The organism is Acidaminococcus intestini DSM 21505, assembly GCF_000425045.1.
Lineage (GTDB): Bacteria > Bacillota > Negativicutes > Acidaminococcales > Acidaminococcaceae > Acidaminococcus > Acidaminococcus intestini.
Window position 1 is genome coordinate 1 of record NZ_AULA01000006.1, and the last position, 19,616, is coordinate 19,616.

The window sequence follows — 19,616 nt, forward strand, 5'->3', positions numbered from 1 at the left end:
GGCAGTATCAGCATGAATATTACAGAAGTGAATTGAAAAAGCATGGAATTATACAGTCAATGTCGCGTAAGGGCAACTGCTATGACAACAGTATTATGGAGACCTTTTTTGGTCGGATGAAAAATGAAATGTATTACGGAAGCGAAAAAGAATACACCTCGTTCAAGGTATTTGCTAAAGCAGTGAAAGAATACATTCATTATTTCAACAAGGAAAGGATTCAGAAAAAAACAAAATGGATGCCTCCCGAAATATATCGGGAAACATCCACTAATGCCATTTAACTAATTTATATGCGTCCAGTTTTTGGGGTACACATCAGAAAGGGCAGCTGTTTTTTGATTAAAGACGATGGGAGGAATTAAGGACGTCCCGCATTTTGTGGGAGACCATATCCTTGATGGCCTGTCGTCCAGCCCCTAAGTAGGAGCGGGGATCGAAGTCTTCTGGATGTTCTGCCAGGTACTTGCGAATGGATGCGGTCATGGCAAGACGCAGGTCCGTATCGATATTAATCTTACAGACACCGTATTTGCCTGCTTTAAGGAGCATGTCTTCCGGTACCCCTTGAGCTCCGTCAAGCTTGCCGCCATAACGGTTGCATTCTTCTACGAAGGCGGGAATGACCGTGGAGGCTCCGTGAAGGACCAAGGGGAAGTTTGGCAGCAGGTTGGAGATTTTTTCAAGACGGGCGAAGTCAAGTTCCGGCTTTCCTTTGAATTTGTAGGCACCATGGCTTGTCCCGATGGCAATGGCCAGGGAATCGACACCCGTTCTTTCCACAAATTCAACAGCTTGATCAGGATCGGTGTAGGTTGCATCCTTCGTATTGACCTTAACGGCGTCCTCCACACCGGCTAGTTTTCCCAATTCGGCTTCCACGACAACCCCTTTGCTGTGGGCATAGTCGACAACACGTTTTGTCAATTCGATATTTTCCTCGAAGGGATATTTGGAACCATCAATCATGACGGACGTAAAACCGCCATCAACACAGGCTTTGCAGATTTCGAAATCAGCACCATGGTCAAGATGGAGGGCAATGGGCAGATCCGTATCTTCAAGGGCCGCCTGGACGAGGTGAAGCAAATAAGCGTGCTTGGCATATTTACGGGCACCAGCGGAAACCTGAAGAATCAGCGGGGATTCTTCTTCTTTGGCGGCATCGACAATCCCTTGGACAATTTCCATATTATTGACGTTGAAAGCCCCAACCGCATAGTGACCTTCATAAGCTTTCTTGAACATGTCTTTCGTAGTTACAAGTGGCATAATACATCCTCCTATCAATAAAAGTCGTCCTCATTATATCATATTCCCTTCATCTTTCGTCCTTTTTTTTGGAAATACAGGGGGCAAAAGCCTTATTGGCAGGTAAGAAAAAAGGAAGGGACGGGTCCGTAATCTTCACGTCCTTTCCTGATAAGGGATGGCGGAACTGGAGCCGCATCGCGTGCAGGGCATGGGCTTTTTGGGACCCCTTTGCGCCATAGAGAGTATCGCCCAGGAGAGGATGCCCCATGAATGCCGCATGTACGCGAATCTGATGGGTGCGTCCGGTATAAAGATGGAAAGCAACCACGCTTTTCGCTGCATCCTGCCACAGCACGCGGTAGCGTGTACGAGCCGGCTTGCCCTGGGGCGCGACACAGCGCTCGATAAGGGAGCCATCCTTGCGGGCTATGGGCTGAGCGATGACCCCGGAGAATTTTTCCCAAGGGCCATGCGAGAGGGCAAGGTAGAGCTTTTTCATGGGGGCCTTAGTGAGCATATGATGGAGTGCGGCGTTTTTGGCAAATAGGACAATGCCGCTTGTTTCACGGTCGAGCCGCGAAACCGGATGAAGGGCGGCTTTAATGCCATGTTCCCTGTAATAGAAGAGAACACGGCGGGATAGGGAAGACTCTTGGGTAAGGCCGCTGTTGTGGACAAGCAGTCCTTGCTCCTTATGAACGGCAAGGAGAACCTCATCTTCATATAAAATCGTGAGGGGGCCTTCTTCCGGGACAAGGTCCGTTTCTTCTGGTAAAAAAGGAAAACTGACTCGATCATTGGCTGAAAGCGGTATATCCCATACTGTGACGAGGCCATTGACAAAAAGAGCCCGTGCTTTTTTTAGGGCTTTCCAGTAGGAAGCCGACAGCCCCCACTGCATGAGAAATGTCTTTAAATGAATCCCTGATTGGTTCTTCGGGACAAGCAGCTGGTTCATGGGAACCCTCCTTGGTATTGACTGGCACGCCTTCCGCCCTGAAGCATCCCCTTCAAGCAGTTGACTATCTTACCCACATTGAGTAAGATGAAGGGTAGGAAAATTAAAAGAAAATAAGATCCATAAGTTGTTGCTTAGAAGATGAGAAATGAGGAAAAGGTCATGAAAAAGGAGCTCTTGGTTCTGCTCGCATCAGTTTTGACATTCTATACAGGAAAAACCGTCTCCGCAAAGGAAACCTACCAGCTCCTTGGAGTCAATCCTGCTGGTGAGTACTATGTGGAGCAAGAGTCTCTTGAAAAGGCGCTTCAAAAGGAAAAAGGGGGCCTTCTTGAACAGGTTAAAACAAAAGCCGTTTTGAAGGATCAGAACTTTATCCGTCTTTTAGGGGAAACCTACGAGAAAAAACTCGAAGATAACGATCGACCTGGTTCGTGCGAACTTATTGTATCATTAAACTTAGAAAATCACACCTATAAAGTCGATCAGGTCGCCCTCCTGTCTAAGAAGGGAAAAGTCATAGAAAAGAAACATTTGAAGGAAGCCTTCATTCCCATTCCCAAGATGACATTCATTGAAGCCCTATCACGCTCTGCCCAGGCAGGTGTGGAACTAAGACATGAGAATCCGGTACTTCCCTCTGGAATCAGTGTGAAGACCCTAGAAAGCACAAAAAAGAGAGGTTATAACGAAAAATGAGAAAACGTGGTTTTGAAAAGATTGCCGCTTATGCAGATCGGTCATTTCCCATGCCGACAAGACAGACAAAATATTCCGCTGGCTATGACATTTATTTACCGGAATCTGTGACAATTCCTGCCCATTCCCAGAAAATGATTTCTACGGGGATCAAGGCCTATATGCAGGATGATGAATTCTTAGGTATCCATATCCGCTCCAGTATGGCCATTAAACGTCATTTACGTCTTGTCAACAATGAAGGAATTGTTGATGCTGATTATTACAACAATCCTGATAATGAGGGCCATCTAATGATTGCACTCGCCAATGATACCGATAAAGACATTGTCCTTCAAGCTCATGAGCGGATTGCCCAGGGAATCTTTTATCGTTATCTTACGACGGATGATGATGCAAGCAAGGAAAAGTCGGTTCGCAGTGGAGGGTTTGGCAGCACCACCAGCAAGGAGGCAGACAAATGAAATCAATGAATGATCTTGTAAATGCTTGTGCCACGATAGGTGATTGGGGCGGCTATAAGATCTATGAGTGGTATAAACTCTTTCCAGAAGAACGGGAAAGGGCCCTGCGGGAGTATATGTATCTTAAGACCCATATGATCCAGGACTGTGCGCACCAGGTTGGCCTTCATCCGTCCCTAGAGGTATGGAATGATTTTTTTGATCAGGTTGGCACTGCCTTTGAATTGGATCCTGCCAATCTTTGCCATGCCACCTACGATGGACTTGTGGAGGCCCTGCATGCCTATGAAGGCGAAAAGTTCAACGCCATTTTAAAAACTTTTGAGACCCGTAGCGGGATAGGGAGCACGGCTTATTCGCAGCAATTTGTGCCGGAACTGACTGATCTTGTGACGCGGACAGCTTCCAGCCTGCGCAAGCTTCTCCAAGAGTAGGCTTTTGGGAATCAAAAAAACAAAATACCTTTTTTTCTAAAAAACGATTGACATAATATACTGAAATGCCTATACTATACCCATAAACTTAACAGTTGATAGAGGCGCGGGAACGATAAGTACTTTTCAGAGGGACACCGTTGAAGGAAAGGAAAGGCCAACCGCCGAAGTGGTCCGCTGGGTACAGGGGGCTGCTGGGATGCCGGCTAACAGCGGGTATACTGTCGCCATTATTTGGTGGAGCGCTATCGGTAATAAATAAACAAGGCCTGCTGATGTGGGCTTTATTGTTGCGGTTATTGGGAGCGTTCTCAATGACCGTATTTTTGTAAATAGAGAAAGGATGGAGCCAATGATTAAAGTATTGGTCAATGGAGCCCTTGGCAAGATGGGTTCCACTGTCGTTCGAACGGTTCTTCAGCAAGAGGACATGGAACTGATTTCCGCTGTCGATGTCCATGGTGCTGGTAAGACCGTAGAAGGCGTTCCCGTGGACGCGAGTTTGGAGGAAGCCCTCATAAGAAGTAAACCGGATGTTGTGGTTGACTTTACGCGTCCCGATGTTGTCATGGACAGCCTGCGGATCATTACTAGCCATGGTGTCAATGCGGTTGTCGGCACGACGGGATTTTCTCCGGAAGATCTTGAGGAAGTCAAGGGGCTTGCTGAAAAAAATGGTGTCGGCGTCCTCATTTGTCCAAACTTTGCCATTGGTGCCGTTTTGATGATGAAAGCGGCGGAAGAAATTGCCAAATACTTGCCCCAAGTGGAGATCATCGAACTTCATCATGATCAAAAACTTGATGCACCATCAGGAACCGCCATGCTTACGGCCCAGAAGCTCGCCAAGGCCCGCGGCGGTTATGTGGCGCAGGGCAGGGAAGACGAAACAGAGAAGCTGGCGCATGTACGGGGTGGCAATTATGAAGGCATGCACATCCATAGCGTGCGGCTGCCTGGTTTTGTCGCCAGTCAGGAAATCATTTTCGGAAGCATGGGTGAACGCCTCGTCATCCGCAATGATTCCATCAACCGTGACTGCTACATGCCTGGTGTTATGCTGGGATGTCGGACCATGGTTAAACGCAGGGGCCTTGTGTATGGGCTGGATGCAATTTTGTAAGGAAGCGTTTCTAATTTGAAAGAGGGGGAACAATCATGAAGGAGTATAATCTAGCAATCTTAGGTGCAACGGGTGCAGTGGGGCAGGAATTCATCAATCTGCTCAATGAACGAGATTTCCCTTTTAAGAACCTGAAACTCCTGGCTTCTGCACGCAGTGCAGGCAAAGAACTGACGGTTCGGGGCAAGACCTATAAGGTCGAAGAAGCAAAGGCTGATTCCTTTAACGGAGTTGATGTTGCCCTATTTGCCGGCGGCTCGATCAGCAAGACGTTTGCACCAATTGCTGTCAAGGCAGGAGCCGTCGTCATTGATAATTCAAGTACCTATCGCATGGATCCTGAGGTTCCTCTGATTGTTCCGGAAGTCAATCCTCAGGATATTAAAAAGCATAAAGGCATCATTGCCAACCCGAATTGCTCAACCATCATCATGGTCATGGCCCTGAAGCCGATTTATGATCTTGCACGCATCAAAAGAATCATCGTATCCACTTATCAGGCGGCCTCTGGTGCCGGTAAGGACGGTCTTGATGAACTGGAACGCCAGATTAAGGAAGCTGCTGCCGGCAAGGAAATGACTGCTCATATCTTCCCCAGCGCAAGTGCTGCCAAACATTTCCCGTTGGCCCTGAATCTTGTGCCGCAGATTGATGTCTTCCTTGATAACCTTTATACAAAGGAAGAAATGAAGATGGTCAATGAAACCAAGAAGATTTTCTCTGATCCGGAAATGCGTATCACGGCGACAACGGTTCGTGTTCCTGTGTACCGCAGTCACAGTGAATCTGTCAATGTGGAACTTGAACATGATGTGGAACTTGCTGACATCCGCAAGGCACTCAGCCAGTTCCCCGGTGTTGTTCTTCAAGATGATCCTTCCCAGCAAATCTATCCGATGCCGCTTTACACATCGGGCCTCAATGATGTTTATGTCGGCCGCCTGAGACGGGATGAATCGGCCGACAGAAGCTTCAATTTTTGGTGTGTTGGGGATCAAATCCGCAAAGGGGCTGCACTCAACACGCTCCAGATTGCGGAAACCATGGTCAAGAATAACTGGCTCTAAGAGGAGGCCCTACGCAGATGAAAATCATCGTACAAAAATTCGGCGGAACGAGTGTGGCTACACCCCAGACCCGTCAACTCGTTGTCAAGAAAGTAAAGGAAGCCGTCGATGGAGGCTATGCGCCCATTGTCGTTGTTTCTGCCATGGGCCGCAGGGGAGACCCTTATGCAACAGACACGCTGATTGAAATGCTCCGTTCCGTCAATCCTGACCCGGATGTGCATGAATTGGACCTTATGATGGCCTGTGGGGAAATCATTTCTTCAACGGTTATGGCTTCCACCCTGCAGAAGGAAGGCTTCAAGGCCAAAGCCTTGACAGGTGGACAGGCTGGTATGGTGACAGATGGAAATTTTGGCAATGCCAAGATCAAGACAGTCCGTCCCAAGACACTGAAAACCCTTGTCGAACAAGGGATCATTCCTGTCATCTGTGGATTCCAAGGTGTCACTGATATGGATGGCAGCATTACGACCTTGGGACGCGGCGGCAGTGACACGTCAGCCGCGGCTTTTGGGGTTGCCGTAGATGCTGAAAAAGTAGAAATTTATACCGATGTCGATGGCGTCATGACGGCCGACCCCCGCATTGTTTCCGATGCCAAGATCATCAAGCAGATTTCCTATGACGAAATCCGTGAAATGGCGCATCAAGGTGCCAAGGTCATCCATCCCCGCGCCGTTGAGATTGTCATGCGATATGGGGTACCCATGGTCGTTAAAAGCACCTTTTCTGATGCACCGGGTACCCTTATCACGACGGATGACAAGATTGATACCCTGGAAAGTCAGGATGATGTTGAAAGCAATCATGCCAGTGGAGTTGCCAGCCTCAAGGATCTTTCCTTCTTCCAAGTGGACCTGTCGCAGGATACGTCCAATAATGGCAGCAGGGTCTTTAAAGATTTGGCTTCTCACGGTGTCAGCATTGGGAGTTTGAGTTTCCAGCCTCAGTCCCTTATGTTTGCGGTCTATACGGTCAATGCCCCGAAAGCGGAGGAAGTCCTCAAAGCCGAGGGATACCATTATACCCTCACTAAGGAATGTGCCAAGGTGACGGTCGTGGGTTCCCATATGGGCGGTACGCCCGGGGTCATGGCTCGCTTTGTTGGGGCCCTCACGGCAGCTGGGGTAAAAATCCTGCAGACAACCGATTCTGACAACCTCGTTTCCGCTATTATCGAAGAACGCGACGTGAAGACCGCGGTTTGCGCCCTTCACAGCGCATTTGCAACCCAGGAAGGAGAATAGTCTCATGAAGCCCTATTTTGGACGCCTTATTACTGCAATGATTACGTTTTTCCACGAAGATGGATCCCTCAATGCTGAAGGAACTGCCGAATTTGCTTCCTGGCTTGTCGATCATGGTTCTGACGCCATTCTCGTCGCTGGTACAAGCGGTGAAGCGCCAACCCTGACCTATGATGAGAAAAAGGAACTGTTTACGGCTGTTATCAAGAAGCTTGACGGAAGAGCTCCTGTCATCGTTGGGACTGGATCCAATGATACGGCCCAGACCCTCAACATGAACAAACTTGCTGAAGAAGTCGGCGCCGACGGCGTTCTTGTTGTTGGTCCTTTTTATAACAAGCCTTCCCAGGAAGGATTCTATCAGCATTTCAAGACGGTTGCTGAACATACCAAATTACCTATCTTGGTCTACAATGTTCCTGGCCGCACAGGAACCAATATCAAACCGCTTACCATGGCCCGGCTTGTCAAAAATTGTCCCAATATCGTGGGTATCAAGGAAGCTTCCGGAAACGTATCCCAAGTAGCGGAGCTTTATCGCATCATGCCGGAAGATTTCTCCATCTATAGTGGAGATGACGGTCTGACCCTGCCCTTTTTTGCGGTCGGCGCCTGCGGCCTCATTTCTGTCCGCAGCAATGTAGGCGGTGAACTTCTTCAGGATTTGATGCAAAGCTTTGAAAAAGGGGATGTAGTCCGGGCACGTGAACTCAATAAGGTCATGGTTCCTCAAGCTGATTCTATGTTCCTTGTCAGCAATCCAATTCCCATCAAGGAAGCTGTCGGATTGATGACACCTTTTACTCCGGGACCTTACCGCCTGCCGCTTTGCCCTATGACGGCAGAAGAACGCCAAAAGGTCCATCAGGCTTGGAAAGAAACAGGATTACTAAAGTGAGGAACTGGCGCTGTCGTGATTGACAGCGTCATTTTTTGTTTTATAGGGAGTTTATGAGTCCGTTCTCCGTTTTAGCGTCAATTATGGTATAATGACCATATATAAGAATGGAGGAACGGCACTTATGTTAGCGGACCTGCATATGCATACGACCTTTTCAGATGGGGTCAATACACCAGAGGAACTTGTACGGGAAGCAGAAAAAGCTCACCTATGCGCCATGGCCATTACCGACCATGATAATACCCTTGCCTATGATGAAGCAAAAAAGGTCATCGATGCGCGCCAGGATGGCATCCATCTGATCCGGGGTGTTGAGATGGATACGGATTATAAAGGAAAGGATGTCCATGTTCTAGGGTTCCACTTTGATCCTGCCGTCCCAATTTTCCAGCAGGCCCTTGCCTGGAACCGCAGCGGAAGGGTGGAACGGGTCATGAAGATCATTGAAAAAATCCAATCCCTGGGATATGAGCTTTCCTTTCAGGAAGTAAAGAGGGAAGCAGCAGGCGCCCATAGCCTTGGGCGTCCCCATATTGCCCGCGTTCTCGTCAAAAAGGGGTATTTTCCAACCGTAAAGGACGTTTTTGATACGCTCATCGCGGCAGGAAAACCAGCTTATCTCCGTCAGGTCAAGATGAGTCCCTTCGAGGCTGCCCGGATCATCCACAAAGCCGGTGGAATTGCCGTCCTTGCTCATCCGGCAGAGATTGAAAATCTTTCCTATGTAGAGGAAATCCTTCATAGCGGGGTCATGGATGGGATGGAAGTCTTCCACCCGTCCGTTCTGCAGGAAAAAAACAAACATGATTGGCTTGCCATCGCGAAAAAGTATCATCTCATGGTCAGCGGCGGAAGCGACCTACATGGCAATCCGGGGCGGTTTCCCATGCACTTAGGGGAATTTTCGATTCCGTATGATGCAGTATCGGAGATTGTCACATACCCTCAAAACAGGGGGAATGCAAAATGAAAGTGATTACTTTTACAGGCCCAAGTGGAACCGGCAAAAGTTTTCGTGCCATCAGTGTGGCGCACCAGCATGGCTGTGATGGCATCATCGATGATGGATTGCTTATTGAAGGCACAAAGATTTTAGCAGGAAAATCGGCCAAGACCGAACAGAATAAAGTGCAGGCGGTCAAACGGGCTATTTTTATGGAAAAGGACCACTGCGATGAGGTCAAGGAAGCTATTCAGCATAGCCGGATTAGCTGTCTGCTTGTCATTGGAACCAGTGACAAAATGGCGGTAACCATTTGCAAACGACTTGCATTGCCGGTGCCTTCGGAATTTGTCCATATCCAGGATATTGCCACGACTCGGGAAATGAAAAAAGCTCGTGATACGCGCATAAAGGAAGGAAAACATATCGTTCCTGTTCCGACTATCGAACTGAAGCCGCATCTATCGGGTGTTCTTGTGGATTTACCCCATCGTCTTTTTGGCCGCAATAAGAAACACAAGGATCTGCCTGAAAAATCCATTGTCAGACCTGCCTTTAGTTACTATGGAAAGATTTCTGTGACCGATTATGTCGTCAGTGATATCGTTCGTATTGTGGTCCAGAAAAACAAGGATGTGGACCGGATTTCCGCCATCAAGGTCCGGCGTCCGGCAGATACCAATAAAGGGATGACCATTTACCTGGATTTGGTCCTGTTCTTTGGTGCCCAGATCTTTGAGGTCGTAAGGCAGTTGCAGGCCAAAATCAAGGTTAAGGTCGAAGGCATGACCAGTATGCCCGTTCGGGATATCAATGTTTCAATCAAAAGCTTGACTGTGCGCAGTGAAAAGAAAGAAGAAACCATTGCCGCCATACCTCACGAATCATAAGAGGGGGAGGGGAAGCCCTCCTTTTCTCTTTTCTCTAAGGAGTCTCACGTAACCATGAAGTCCAAAAAACTTCCAGAATCCGTCTTTTTGGAGCGAATCCACGCTCTTCAAAGGGACCTTTGCACTTTGGCGTCCCAGCCTGTTGAACAAAAAAATGTGAACTTTGGCGTCCAGCTCATCGTGGTCAATGGTAGGGAGCGCGCTGTTGTCACGATTTATAATGGAAAAGATGGATGGCGTCCTGTGCTTTCACAGAAAGAGGGGCCCTTCTTTGACCGAGTGAGGAATGTTGTCTTTGGCATGGACGCAGCTTCTTCAACCCCATCTGGGGAAAAAGGTGTAGGGCCTCTTTTGACCCTTTTAGGAGCGGTCAAGAAGCCTGGTGAGTTATGGGCGGGCAGCGACGAATCGGGAAAAGGTGACTATCTTGGCCCTTTGTGCGTAGCCGCCGTCATTCTTGATGAAATTGGTGCCAAAAAACTTCTTGCCCTTGGGGTTAGAGATAGTAAGACTCTCTCAGACGCGAAGATTAGGAGGCTTGCGCCGCAAGTCTATGCCATAGCCAAAGCAAGTGCCGCGGCCGCCCTTATGCCCCAGCAGTACAACGAGGAATATGAGAAGGCGCAGAACCTGAATCCGCTTTTGAGTACTTATCACATTGGGGCCATTATGACTGTCCTTAAAAAAGTTCCGGAATGTCATTTTGCCCTGGTTGACCAATTTACCCGGTCTCCTTACATCAAAAATGAGCTGGAAAGAGCGGTTCCTGGTCTTTCTGTTTATTCTCATACGAAGGGAGAAGCGGATATGGCCGTGGCGGCAGCCTCAATTCTAGCTCGTTCCCTGTTTCTCAAGAAGATGGAGGAGTTATCCCAGGAGGCTGGTTTTGAACTTCCTTTTGGAGGCGGCGCCCAGGCAACACGAGCTGCAGAAAAAATCATCCAGCAGGAAGGGCGAGAACGCCTTGGCCATTACGCCAAACTGCATTTTGCCAATACAAAGAATCTCAAGGGATAGCTCCTTGTCTGTTTTCTTGTTCTCTAACCTATGATATAATAAGAGGGTTATGTAGCACTCATCACTTTCGTGAAATTTTGATGGGAAGGTCTTTCCATGAATAAACAAATTTTTCGCATGCTTCTCGTCCTCTTTTTTGTCGTTGTCTGTGTCTCCGCCGGCGTCATCTATTTTACCTTTGATCGCAGGGCCTTGGATTATCTGACGACATTTCGTCCGCAGTACGCCCTGCTGGCCCTTTTCCTTCTCGGTGTAGGTCTTTTCTTTGACGGGACACGACTTATTACGCTGACTCATCTTTCTGATGAAAAGATGGACTATAAGCACGTGTTCAATGTTGTCTTCAGCAACTATTTTCTGGCCCTTTTGACCCCGGGCCAAGGAGGCGGCGGGATTGCCCAGCTGATGTTCATGAAAAAAGCGGGCGTTTCAGTTGCTAAATCAACCTTGATCATCATTGTCAGGACCGTTATGTCCATTTTGTTTCTTTTCCTCACTGTGCCAGTTGTCTTTTATTTTGATCCGAGTCTTGTGAGCTGGATGCCGCCCAGCGTCATTGCCCTCGTTTGTGCCTTCTTTATTTTTGCACCTGGCATGCTGATTTACTGTATCGTTACAGGACGCTTTGAAAAATGGCTGGTTCGGTTCTGCCGCCGCTTTTCCCCAAAGGTTCAGGAAGCGGTCTTTCTTTGGTACCGTGATTTCCAGCAGGCCCTGCTCCTGCTTTTCAAGAATCCCAAGCAAGTTCTTCGAGCATTTATTGAATCCGGTCTCAGCCTGCTTTTTATTTATTCGGTTGTGCCCGTTTTTATTTACGCCTTTGGCATTACCAATATTCCACTTCATATCATTATGGGACGGATGTGTCTCATCAACCTTGTTTTATACTTTACGCCGACTCCCGGCGGTACTGGGGTTGCGGAAGGGGGATTTCTGGTCCTTTTCAACTCCTTGCTTCCAGCGGGTGTGGCCGGTGTAGTGGCCGTTATGTGGCGCTTTTTCTGTGAATATATTCCCTTTACGATTGGGGCCATCGTCACAATCAAAAGTTTTGGCCTTGATGTGTTGACGCAGATTCGGAGGAGGAACATCGACTGATGAAAAAAATCCTAGTGACCGGTGGGGCAGGTTTCATTGGATCCCACATCTTGGAAAAATGCAGTGAAGTTCCTGGACTTTCCGTAACTGTCCTGGATAATCTCTCTTCAGGATTCAAGGAATATGTCCCTCTTTCGATGAATTTGGTGCAAATGGACGTGCGGGATAAAGCATTGATTGATTTCCTGCTACAGGAAAAGTTTGATACAGTCATCCACCTAGCTGCCCAAACCTTGGTGCCTTTTTCCATGGAATATCCTTTGGTTGATGCGGACATCAACATCAAAGGGCTAATTAATCTATTGGAAGGCTGCCGCAAGAGCGGTGTCAAGCGAATCATCTTTTCATCGAGTGCGGCCGTCTATGGGGATAATCAGCATCTTCCCCTTACGGAAAAGGAAATCCCAGCGCCGACTTCTTTCTACGGTCTATCCAAGGTGACGGCAGAATCCTACATTCGTCTCTACTGCTTACTTTACGGGATGCATGGAATCATCCTGCGATTTGCCAATGTCTATGGCGAGCGGCAGGGAGAAACGGGTGAGGGCGGTGTCATCAGTATTTTTGCCCGTCTTCTTCACGAACATAAGCCCCTTACCGTTTTTGGCGACGGTCAGCAGACCCGGGACTTTATTTATGTAGGTGATATTGCGGAAACAATGGTTCGTTCCCTTAGTTATGAAGGACTTGCCACGCTGAACGTTTCGACAGGATGCAAGGTTTCCCTCAATGCGCTTTTATCCGTTATGGAAAAGCTCACGGGACAGATTCCTTCAGTACAATATGGACCGAGGAGGAAAGGGGATATCCGTGATTCGGTTTTATCCCATGAAGCCCTTCAAAAAGAACTCGGACCTATGACATTTACTTCACTTCAGGATGGCCTTTCCCGTACGCTTGCGTATTTTTCTACCCATCCGTAAGGAGGGATTTTCTTGAAAAAGATTATCATGGTCCTATTGGCGGTCAGTCTCTTTTTGGTCAGCGCCTGTCATAAAAAAGAGACGGCGCCTCAACCGGCTGCAGCACCGATGCCTCAGCTGCGCCTGGCAGCTGATGAAGGACCAAATACCAATGCCCGTGCAGCGGTTGCCATCAGCCGCTTGTTGAGTCTTCATTTTGATGGCCTTGATACAAGTACCCTTTCTACGGCGGGCTCGCTGGCTTCTTTGGATCTTATGAAGCAAGGAAAAGCTGATTTGGCCATTGTTCAGCAGGACGTTGCCGAAGCAGTTTTTTCAGGAAAGGCACTCTACGAAGGAAAACCTTACCAGGATTTTCGTGAACTGTGTTATCTGGGGTCCCGCACACTGTATTTTCTGGTGCCTCGACTTTCCACCCTCTCTGATATAAGGGAGCTCAAGGATTGTAAAGTCGCAGTAGGCGCTCCTGGATCGGGCATGGAAGTTACAGTTCGTGCCTTGTTGCGTGCTGCCCATATGAAACGTCAGGATATGGTCTTTCAGTATCTTTCCGATCAAGAAGCTTTATCTGCTGTAGCTTCCGGTCGAGTCGACGCAGCTTTGGTTATGGGGGGCTTACCGGATAAGGAAATCAATGAAGCTCTCGCGGGCGGAGCCCTTCGCTTGATTCCTCTTGAGGGAGCCGCTTTTGAGGAGCTAGCTGAACGGACGGGACTGTATTTGCCAACAACAATCAAATTAGGGACATATCCTTATATGGAGGGCCCTGTTTCCACCCTTTCTGTTCCAGTCCTACTTGTAGGAACAAGCTCGCTCCCGAAGGAGAGGACCCTGGCGCTGCGAAGCTTACTCCAAAATGGGGTGGGGGAGATCAAAAAAAGCGATGTTTCCCTCCTTTCTTTTCCAAATCAGACACTTTTTACGCCCTCAGGAATTCCGTTTCCTGAAAGTTGGGAGAGCTCGGAGAAGAAGAATCCGGGCGAATCTTCTCAATAAAGAGGAGAATGGCTGATTTTCTGCGCCAATCCGTTGCAAATCTAGACGCTACAAGTTATAATGAAATACTAGGGATTAGGGGAAGGATGGTCCATATCCTTCCCTTATTCTTAACGTGATTCTGTGTTAGCAGAGTAAAACAGGAATTTTCCACGGACTGTCATCGTCCCGTGGTTGATGGGTTTTAGGATCTAAAACCCCATAATTCATAGATTATCGTACTTTTGGAAGCCTTTCAGTCTCTTTTTTGTGTTAAAGGTGAGCTGCGAGCTTTCGCTAAAAAATTGAGGAGGTGTCCCTTTTGGCAAAAGGACAACAGAAAAAAATAAGCATCATCCCTTTGGGTGGTCTTGGTGAAATTGGTAAAAATATGACCGCGTTCCGTTACGGAGAGGAAATCATCCTGGTTGATGCCGGTCTTGCTTTCCCGGATGATGAAATGCTCGGGATCGATCTTGTCATTCCAAATTTTTCCTACCTTGTTGAAAACAAGGATAAGGTCAAGGCAATCTTCCTGACCCACGGTCATGAAGATCATATCGGTGCCATGCCCTATGTGATGAAGGAACTGAACTGCCCCGTTTATGGCTGCCCACTGACGCTAGGAATCCTGTCGGGCCGTCTTCGTGAAAATGGCGTTTCAGATCAAAAGTGCAAAGCGGTCAAGGCTGGGGCCACTGTTCGTGCTGGATCTTTTCGGGTCGAATTCATCCATGTGAACCATAGCATCCCCGATGCGGTATCTCTTGCAATCCATACGCCTGTGGGTACAATTGTCCATACGGGTGACTATAAATTCGATCAGACCCCTGTTGACGGCCAGCCTACGGACTTTGCACGGCTTGCCGAAATTGGAGATAAAGGCGTCCTGCTTCTGCTGGCTGATTCAACAAATATTGAACGGCCTGGATTTACGCCCAGTGAAAAGAATGTAGGAAAAACGCTCGATGAACAGTTCAGGGCTGCCAAGAACCGGATCATCGTGGCCACCTTTTCCTCCAACGTCCATCGCCTGCAGCAGGTCATTGACGCAGCTGTCATGACGCGCCGCAAGGTTGCCGTCATTGGACGCAGCATGGTCAATGTCGTCAATATTGCCAGCGAGATGGGATATCTCAAGATTCCTAAAGGTGTACTCATTGATATTGATGAAACACGCAACTATTCACCGCGTCAAATTGCCATCATTACGACGGGCAGTCAGGGGGAACCCATGAGCGCCCTTACCCGTATGAGCAATAGTGAGCATAAAAAAGTGTCCATCATGCCCGGCGATACGGTCATCATTTCCGCTACTCCGATTCCAGGAAATGAGCGCGGCGTGGGGCACACCATAGACAACCTCTATAAGCTCGGAGCGGAGGTCGTCTATGGACGGGAGCGGGGCATTCACGTTTCCGGTCACGCCAGTCAGGAAGAAATCAAGATGATGCATCGACTGATCCGTCCAAAATTTTTTATGCCGGTCCACGGTGAATACCGTCACCTCGTGCTTCATAAGAAGCTCGCTATGCAGCTTGGCATGAATAAGGATAATGTCGTCATTGCTGAAAATGGATCTGTTGTGGATGTAACTCCGAACTCCATTGGAATCAGCGGCCACGTAACAGCCGGCAAGACCCTCATCGACGGACTTGGCGTAGGCGATGTCGGCAATGTCGTTCTTCGCGACCGCCGCCAGCTCTCACAAGATGGGATTCTCATCGTTGTGGTAACTATTGATCACAGTAATTATTCCATTGCTGCTGGTCCTGATATTGTCTCCCGCGGATTTGTCTATGTCCGTGAATCGGAAGAACTCATGGAAGGCGCACGTGACCGGGTTCTCTCCACTCTTGATAAATGCCGGGAAAGCCATGTGACGGAATGGTCCAGCTTGAAGTCCGCCGTACGGGATTCCTTGGGGCGTTATCTCTTTGAAAAAACGAGACGCCGTCCCATGATTTTACCGTTGATCATGGAAGTTTAACTGTCTGATAAAATAAGGAAGGATTGCCGTGAAGAAAAAAACGCAGCCAAAGAATACAAAGAAGAGGACAAAGGCCGGGGAAAATGGTTTTTCCTACAAGCTTGAGGCCCTTGGGATCGTATATGCTGCTCTTGGCCTCTTCATGGCTGTAAGCCTTTGGTATCCCGAAGTCGGTTTTTTGGGAGATTCTGCCCATTATTTCCTGACCATGGGTCTGGGAAGGGGCGCTTTGCTTCTTCCTATCTATTTGGTGATTTTGGGGTTAGGCTATGTTGTGAATCATAAGCGTCTCCAGTTCTCCAAAAGATTCTTTTCCATCCTGCTTTTTTTGGTGTCCCTTCTTTCCCTCTGGCATGCCAGTGTGATCCCGGAAGGGGCTGAAATCCTGCCAGAATCATTACCTATCGGTGGCGGCCTCCTTGGAGGCGCCATCGTGTTTGTTTTCACAAAGATTGCAGGCCGTATTGGGACCTTTATTCTGCTCATTGCCCTGACCTTGATTTCCTTGGTCCTGACAAATCGCTTCTCCCTCAGCAAACCCTTGAAGGCAGCTGGGGAAGAGATGAAGAACGGAGCCATGACAGCCGCTCAGAAATGGAATGATTACCAAGATGCTCGCAGAAAGCGGAAACGGGAAATTTATGATCAGGAGCGGCAGGAAGAAGCACAAATAGATCAAGAGGCCCAAACCGAGGACCCTAAGCATCAGAGCATCAGTGAGATCATCAAGGGAGCCCTATCGAGTACAAAACCACTTGTTAAATTTGATAAGGATGAAATTGAGGGCACTTTGGCAGCCCAGTCACCGGCTGTGGAAAAGGAACCAGAATATGTGCCCTATGAACCTGTCATCCCACCGAATATTCCCGATGAGCCGGCAGGAACGGAGAAAGAAAAAACACAGACAGCCGTATCCAAAGCTCAGGCAGAGGGTACTGCCCTTAGCACAGTTGAACAAGCCGATGCGTCCAGCTATGAATTTCCTCCCTTGACGCTTCTTAACCCACCGCGACCTGTCAATCGAAACCATTCTCGCCAGGAAATGGAAACCCAGGGGCACATCATTGAAAAGACGCTGACCGATTTTGGTGTTAAGGCGGCCCTTGTCAATGTCACCAAAGGGCCTTCTGTTACGCGGTATGAACTGGAACCGGCTCCCGGTGTCAAGGTGAACAAGATCCAGAATCTAGCTGAAGATATTGCCTTGAAGCTTGCCGTGACGAGCGTCCGTATTGAGCCAATCCCAGGCAAGGCTGCCATTGGGATTGAGGTACCGAGCCGCTACAGTGAGGCTGTGACATTCCGTTCCATCGTGGACTGTGATGAAATCCGTAACGCCAAAGGAAAACTTTGCGTCGGTCTCGGCAAGGATATCTCCGGCCGTGTTATTGTGGCCGATCTCAGCAAGATGCCTCATTTGCTGATTGCCGGTTCTACCGGGTCTGGTAAATCCGTTTGCATCAATACCATCATTGCCAGTCTTCTTTATCGGGCAAAACCGAACGAGGTCAAACTTATCCTTGTTGACCCAAAGGTCGTAGAACTGACAAATTACAATGGCATTCCCCATCTTTTGACCCCCGTTGTTACAGGGCCTAAACAGGCCGCCTCGGCCCTTCATTGGGCTGTTGTTGAGATGGAACGGCGCTACAGCCTTTTTGCAAAAACGCAAGTGAGAAAGATTGACGACTATAACGCCGTTGTTCCTGCTGATGAAGCCCTGCCCTTTATTGTTGTCATCATCGACGAATTAAGTGACCTCATGATGGTTGCCGCCGTCGATGTAGAAGACGCAATCCTGCGTCTTGCCCAAAAGGCCCGTGCTGCTGGAATCCATTTGATCCTTGCGACACAGCGTCCGAGTGTCGACGTCCTTACGGGGACCATCAAGGCCAATATCCCTTCGCGGATTGCCTTTGCTGTATCCTCCAATACGGATAGCCGGACCATCCTTGATATGAGCGGGGCTGAAAACCTTTTGGGCCGTGGGGATATGCTTTATTTCCCGACAGGTGCCAATAAGCCAACCCGTGTCCAAGGCGCCTTCATCACCGACGAGGAATTGGGACGGATTGTTGACTTCATCAAATCTGAATCCATTCCGACCGCGTATGAGGAAGAAGTAACGACCCAAGCCCTATCAGAAGATAAGAAAAAGCATGCTGCTGGGGAAGGGGAGGACGAGGCTGAGGACGACTTATTTGAAGATGCCTTGCGTCTTGTTGTTTCTACCCACCAGGCATCCAGTTCCATGCTCCAGCGAAAGTTCCGTATCGGCTATACCCGTGCCGCCCGGCTTGTAGATATGATGGAAGAAAAGGGAATTGTAGGTCCCAGTGAAGGGAGCAAGCCCCGCAGTCTCATAATGAGTGAGACTGCCATTGCGGAACGTTTCTTTACCAAGAACCCAAAGAAAGAGGCTGACTTTTCATGAAGCATATTGGAGAATACCTAAAGCAGCGGAGATGCGAAAAAAATATAACTCTGGAGGAAGTGGCATCCCAGACTGGCATCCGGGAGCAATATCTTACCGCTCTCGAATCCGGTGATTTTGAGAAGATTCCTGGAGATGTGTTTATCAAAGGGTTTATCCGGAATTACGGCAACTTCCTTGAAGAAAATGGCAATGATCTTGTCGAAGCTTACACAAAGGGCCTTGCCACACCAGAAGCCCTGCATGAACCCTTGAAGGCAGCTCCTTCGGATGTAAAAGAACAGCCCGAAGTCCTGCAGGAGCCCGCTTCTTCCCCTGCTTCCACAGCAGATGCCACGCCCGAAAACGACGAAGAGCGCACCATGGTTGTGACCCCTTCCATGATGGAAGAGGCGAGACGCTCGTGGGAAGAAGAGGAAGCATTCGAAGAAGAACAAGAAAAGACTACCCCGAAAGTGCAGGCCGTCATCAAGGAAATCGATGATGAACCGGAACCCGATGAAAATCAAAAAGAGGAATCTGGTATCGTTAAGAAACTGCGCCATTTCATTGAAAGCATCCTGTATGAAGAAGTCGACGAGGATGATGACGAAGATGACGACGCTGACGATGAGGCGTTAGAAAACGGCGAGGATAGACAGGAAAGCCCGCTTTATGCCTATCAAAAAAAGGAACGTCAAGACAATCGGAAGGGTGTCAGTGCCTATCTAAATATTCGGATCTTCGGCATTGTATTTGCCATTTTCTTTGGGATCTTCTGTGTGGTCATGGCTTATTTCCTGTTTGGCGGCAAGACCATGCCGGAAATCCCTGCTACGACGAGTCTATCTGACAGTGTAAAGAGTGAAAATTCTTCAACCAGGAAGGCGGAAGAAGCAAAAAAAGAAGAGAAACAGCCGGAGACAAAGGAAGAAAAAAAGGGGGACACCAAAGCCTTTGGAAAAGAACAGAAAAATGGGGTCACGGTAACAGTTACGTATAATAAACCCGTCTGGACGGAAGCCGATATTGACGGTAAACGTGTGGAAACGGCTACGGTCAGTGCTGGGTCGACAAGAACGTACAATGGAAAATCCACTGTTAAACTGAGTTTCGGCAGTATTCGAGACGTATCCATCAAGGTCAACGGAAAAGACTATAAATTGAAGGATACAGAGTGGGGGACCATGAGCAAGACTTTCCGTGCCCAGTAAATA

Annotated in this window: 19 protein-coding genes and 1 riboswitch; of the genes, 17 read left to right on the plus strand and 2 right to left on the minus strand. The window is 48.5% G+C overall.

From position 1 onward, the window contains the following. The coding region (locus tag H503_RS0102540) for an IS3 family transposase (protein ID WP_026385417.1) at positions 1-284 on the plus strand (284 nt) is incomplete at its 5' end. Between the two features lie 58 nt (positions 285-342). Here the strand turns inward: H503_RS0102540 and fba are convergent. After that, the gene (gene fba, locus H503_RS0102545; protein ID WP_009015259.1) at positions 343-1,272 is read right to left on the minus strand and encodes a class II fructose-1,6-bisphosphate aldolase; all 930 of its coding nucleotides are present in this window, start codon (positions 1,270-1,272) and stop codon (positions 343-345) included. A 49-nt stretch (positions 1,273-1,321) separates the two neighbouring features. Next, positions 1,322-2,212 (minus strand): RluA family pseudouridine synthase, encoded by an 891-nt coding sequence (locus tag H503_RS0102550; protein WP_009015258.1) that lies wholly within the window; start codon positions 2,210-2,212, stop codon positions 1,322-1,324. A gap of 162 nt (positions 2,213-2,374) precedes the next feature. Between H503_RS0102550 and H503_RS0102555 the strand changes: the two genes are divergently transcribed. The 16 genes from H503_RS0102555 to H503_RS0102630 all read left to right on the plus strand — a co-directional run bounded on the left by H503_RS0102555 (position 2,375) and on the right by H503_RS0102630 (position 19,613). Then, a complete protein-coding gene (locus H503_RS0102555; RefSeq protein ID WP_016459525.1) occupies positions 2,375-2,911 on the plus strand; it encodes a hypothetical protein in 537 nt (178 codons plus the stop codon). Then, positions 2,908-3,375 carry a dCTP deaminase/dUTPase family protein gene (locus H503_RS0102560; RefSeq protein ID WP_009015256.1) on the plus strand — a complete coding sequence of 156 codons (468 nt, stop codon included), beginning with the start codon at positions 2,908-2,910 and terminating at the stop codon, positions 3,373-3,375. Before H503_RS0102555 ends, H503_RS0102560 begins: the two co-directional genes overlap by 4 nt. Continuing rightward, positions 3,372-3,809, plus strand: coding sequence for a hypothetical protein (locus H503_RS0102565; RefSeq protein ID WP_009015255.1), 438 nt, complete (start codon positions 3,372-3,374; stop codon positions 3,807-3,809). Before H503_RS0102560 ends, H503_RS0102565 begins: the two co-directional genes overlap by 4 nt. A 91-nt stretch (positions 3,810-3,900) precedes the next feature. Further along, positions 3,901-4,065, plus strand: a riboswitch (Lysine riboswitch). A 96-nt stretch (positions 4,066-4,161) separates the two neighbouring features. After that, positions 4,162-4,932: a 4-hydroxy-tetrahydrodipicolinate reductase gene (dapB, locus tag H503_RS0102570; RefSeq protein ID WP_016459524.1), complete on the plus strand. Its 771-nt coding sequence runs from the start codon at positions 4,162-4,164 to the stop codon at positions 4,930-4,932. Between the two features lie 35 nt (positions 4,933-4,967). Then, the gene (locus tag H503_RS0102575; RefSeq protein WP_009015253.1) at positions 4,968-5,999 is read left to right on the plus strand and encodes an aspartate-semialdehyde dehydrogenase; all 1,032 of its coding nucleotides are present in this window, start codon (positions 4,968-4,970) and stop codon (positions 5,997-5,999) included. Positions 6,000-6,016: 17 nt separating this feature from the next. Next, entirely contained in the window at positions 6,017-7,249 is a 1,233-nt protein-coding gene (gene dapG / locus H503_RS0102580) for an aspartate kinase (protein ID WP_009015252.1), read from the plus strand. A gap of 4 nt (positions 7,250-7,253) precedes the next feature. Beyond that, positions 7,254-8,147, plus strand: a complete 894-nt coding sequence (dapA, locus tag H503_RS0102585; protein ID WP_009015251.1) for a 4-hydroxy-tetrahydrodipicolinate synthase — start codon at positions 7,254-7,256, stop codon at positions 8,145-8,147. 124 nt (positions 8,148-8,271) lie between these two features. Further along, positions 8,272-9,120, plus strand: a complete 849-nt coding sequence (locus tag H503_RS0102590; protein ID WP_009015250.1) for a PHP domain-containing protein — start codon at positions 8,272-8,274, stop codon at positions 9,118-9,120. After that, positions 9,117-9,983 (plus strand): Asp23/Gls24 family envelope stress response protein, encoded by an 867-nt coding sequence (locus H503_RS0102595; RefSeq protein WP_009015249.1) that lies wholly within the window; start codon positions 9,117-9,119, stop codon positions 9,981-9,983. The genes H503_RS0102590 and H503_RS0102595 overlap by 4 nt, the downstream gene beginning before the upstream one ends. A gap of 54 nt (positions 9,984-10,037) precedes the next feature. Continuing rightward, positions 10,038-11,000 (plus strand): ribonuclease HIII, encoded by a 963-nt coding sequence (rnhC, locus tag H503_RS0102600; RefSeq protein WP_009015248.1) that lies wholly within the window; start codon positions 10,038-10,040, stop codon positions 10,998-11,000. A gap of 96 nt (positions 11,001-11,096) precedes the next feature. After that, positions 11,097-12,098, plus strand: coding sequence for a lysylphosphatidylglycerol synthase transmembrane domain-containing protein (locus tag H503_RS0102605; RefSeq protein WP_014128458.1), 1,002 nt, complete (start codon positions 11,097-11,099; stop codon positions 12,096-12,098). Next, entirely contained in the window at positions 12,098-13,021 is a 924-nt protein-coding gene (locus tag H503_RS0102610) for an NAD-dependent epimerase/dehydratase family protein (RefSeq protein WP_009016285.1), read from the plus strand. Before H503_RS0102605 ends, H503_RS0102610 begins: the two co-directional genes overlap by 1 nt. Positions 13,022-13,033: 12 nt before the next feature. After that, entirely contained in the window at positions 13,034-14,017 is a 984-nt protein-coding gene (locus H503_RS0102615) for a TAXI family TRAP transporter solute-binding subunit (RefSeq protein WP_014128459.1), read from the plus strand. A 292-nt stretch (positions 14,018-14,309) separates the two neighbouring features. Beyond that, a complete protein-coding gene (locus H503_RS0102620; RefSeq protein ID WP_009016287.1) occupies positions 14,310-15,986 on the plus strand; it encodes a ribonuclease J in 1,677 nt (558 codons plus the stop codon). A gap of 28 nt (positions 15,987-16,014) precedes the next feature. Continuing rightward, positions 16,015-18,420, plus strand: coding sequence for a DNA translocase FtsK (locus H503_RS0102625; RefSeq protein ID WP_009016288.1), 2,406 nt, complete (start codon positions 16,015-16,017; stop codon positions 18,418-18,420). Further along, a complete protein-coding gene (locus H503_RS0102630) occupies positions 18,417-19,613 on the plus strand; it encodes a helix-turn-helix domain-containing protein (protein ID WP_009016289.1) in 1,197 nt (398 codons plus the stop codon). Before H503_RS0102625 ends, H503_RS0102630 begins: the two co-directional genes overlap by 4 nt. Positions 19,614-19,616 lie beyond the last annotated feature (3 nt).

Excerpts from the sequence above, each read along its gene's own strand:
- fba (WP_009015259.1), bottom strand. The coding sequence starts at position 1,272 with ATGCCACTTGTAACTACGAAAGACATGTTCAAGAAAGCTTATGAAGGT.
- H503_RS0102550 (WP_009015258.1), bottom strand. The coding sequence starts at position 2,212 with ATGAACCAGCTGCTTGTCCCGAAGAACCAATCAGGGATTCATTTAAAG.
- H503_RS0102555 (WP_016459525.1), top strand. The coding sequence starts at position 2,375 with ATGAAAAAGGAGCTCTTGGTTCTGCTCGCATCAGTTTTGACATTCTAT.
- H503_RS0102560 (WP_009015256.1), top strand. The coding sequence starts at position 2,908 with ATGAGAAAACGTGGTTTTGAAAAGATTGCCGCTTATGCAGATCGGTCA.
- H503_RS0102565 (WP_009015255.1), top strand. The coding sequence starts at position 3,372 with ATGAAATCAATGAATGATCTTGTAAATGCTTGTGCCACGATAGGTGAT.
- dapB (WP_016459524.1), top strand. The coding sequence starts at position 4,162 with ATGATTAAAGTATTGGTCAATGGAGCCCTTGGCAAGATGGGTTCCACT.
- H503_RS0102575 (WP_009015253.1), top strand. The coding sequence starts at position 4,968 with ATGAAGGAGTATAATCTAGCAATCTTAGGTGCAACGGGTGCAGTGGGG.
- dapG (WP_009015252.1), top strand. The coding sequence starts at position 6,017 with ATGAAAATCATCGTACAAAAATTCGGCGGAACGAGTGTGGCTACACCC.
- dapA (WP_009015251.1), top strand. The coding sequence starts at position 7,254 with ATGAAGCCCTATTTTGGACGCCTTATTACTGCAATGATTACGTTTTTC.
- H503_RS0102590 (WP_009015250.1), top strand. The coding sequence starts at position 8,272 with ATGTTAGCGGACCTGCATATGCATACGACCTTTTCAGATGGGGTCAAT.
- H503_RS0102595 (WP_009015249.1), top strand. The coding sequence starts at position 9,117 with ATGAAAGTGATTACTTTTACAGGCCCAAGTGGAACCGGCAAAAGTTTT.
- rnhC (WP_009015248.1), top strand. The coding sequence starts at position 10,038 with ATGAAGTCCAAAAAACTTCCAGAATCCGTCTTTTTGGAGCGAATCCAC.
- H503_RS0102605 (WP_014128458.1), top strand. The coding sequence starts at position 11,097 with ATGAATAAACAAATTTTTCGCATGCTTCTCGTCCTCTTTTTTGTCGTT.
- H503_RS0102610 (WP_009016285.1), top strand. The coding sequence starts at position 12,098 with ATGAAAAAAATCCTAGTGACCGGTGGGGCAGGTTTCATTGGATCCCAC.
- H503_RS0102630 (WP_009016289.1), top strand. The coding sequence starts at position 18,417 with ATGAAGCATATTGGAGAATACCTAAAGCAGCGGAGATGCGAAAAAAAT.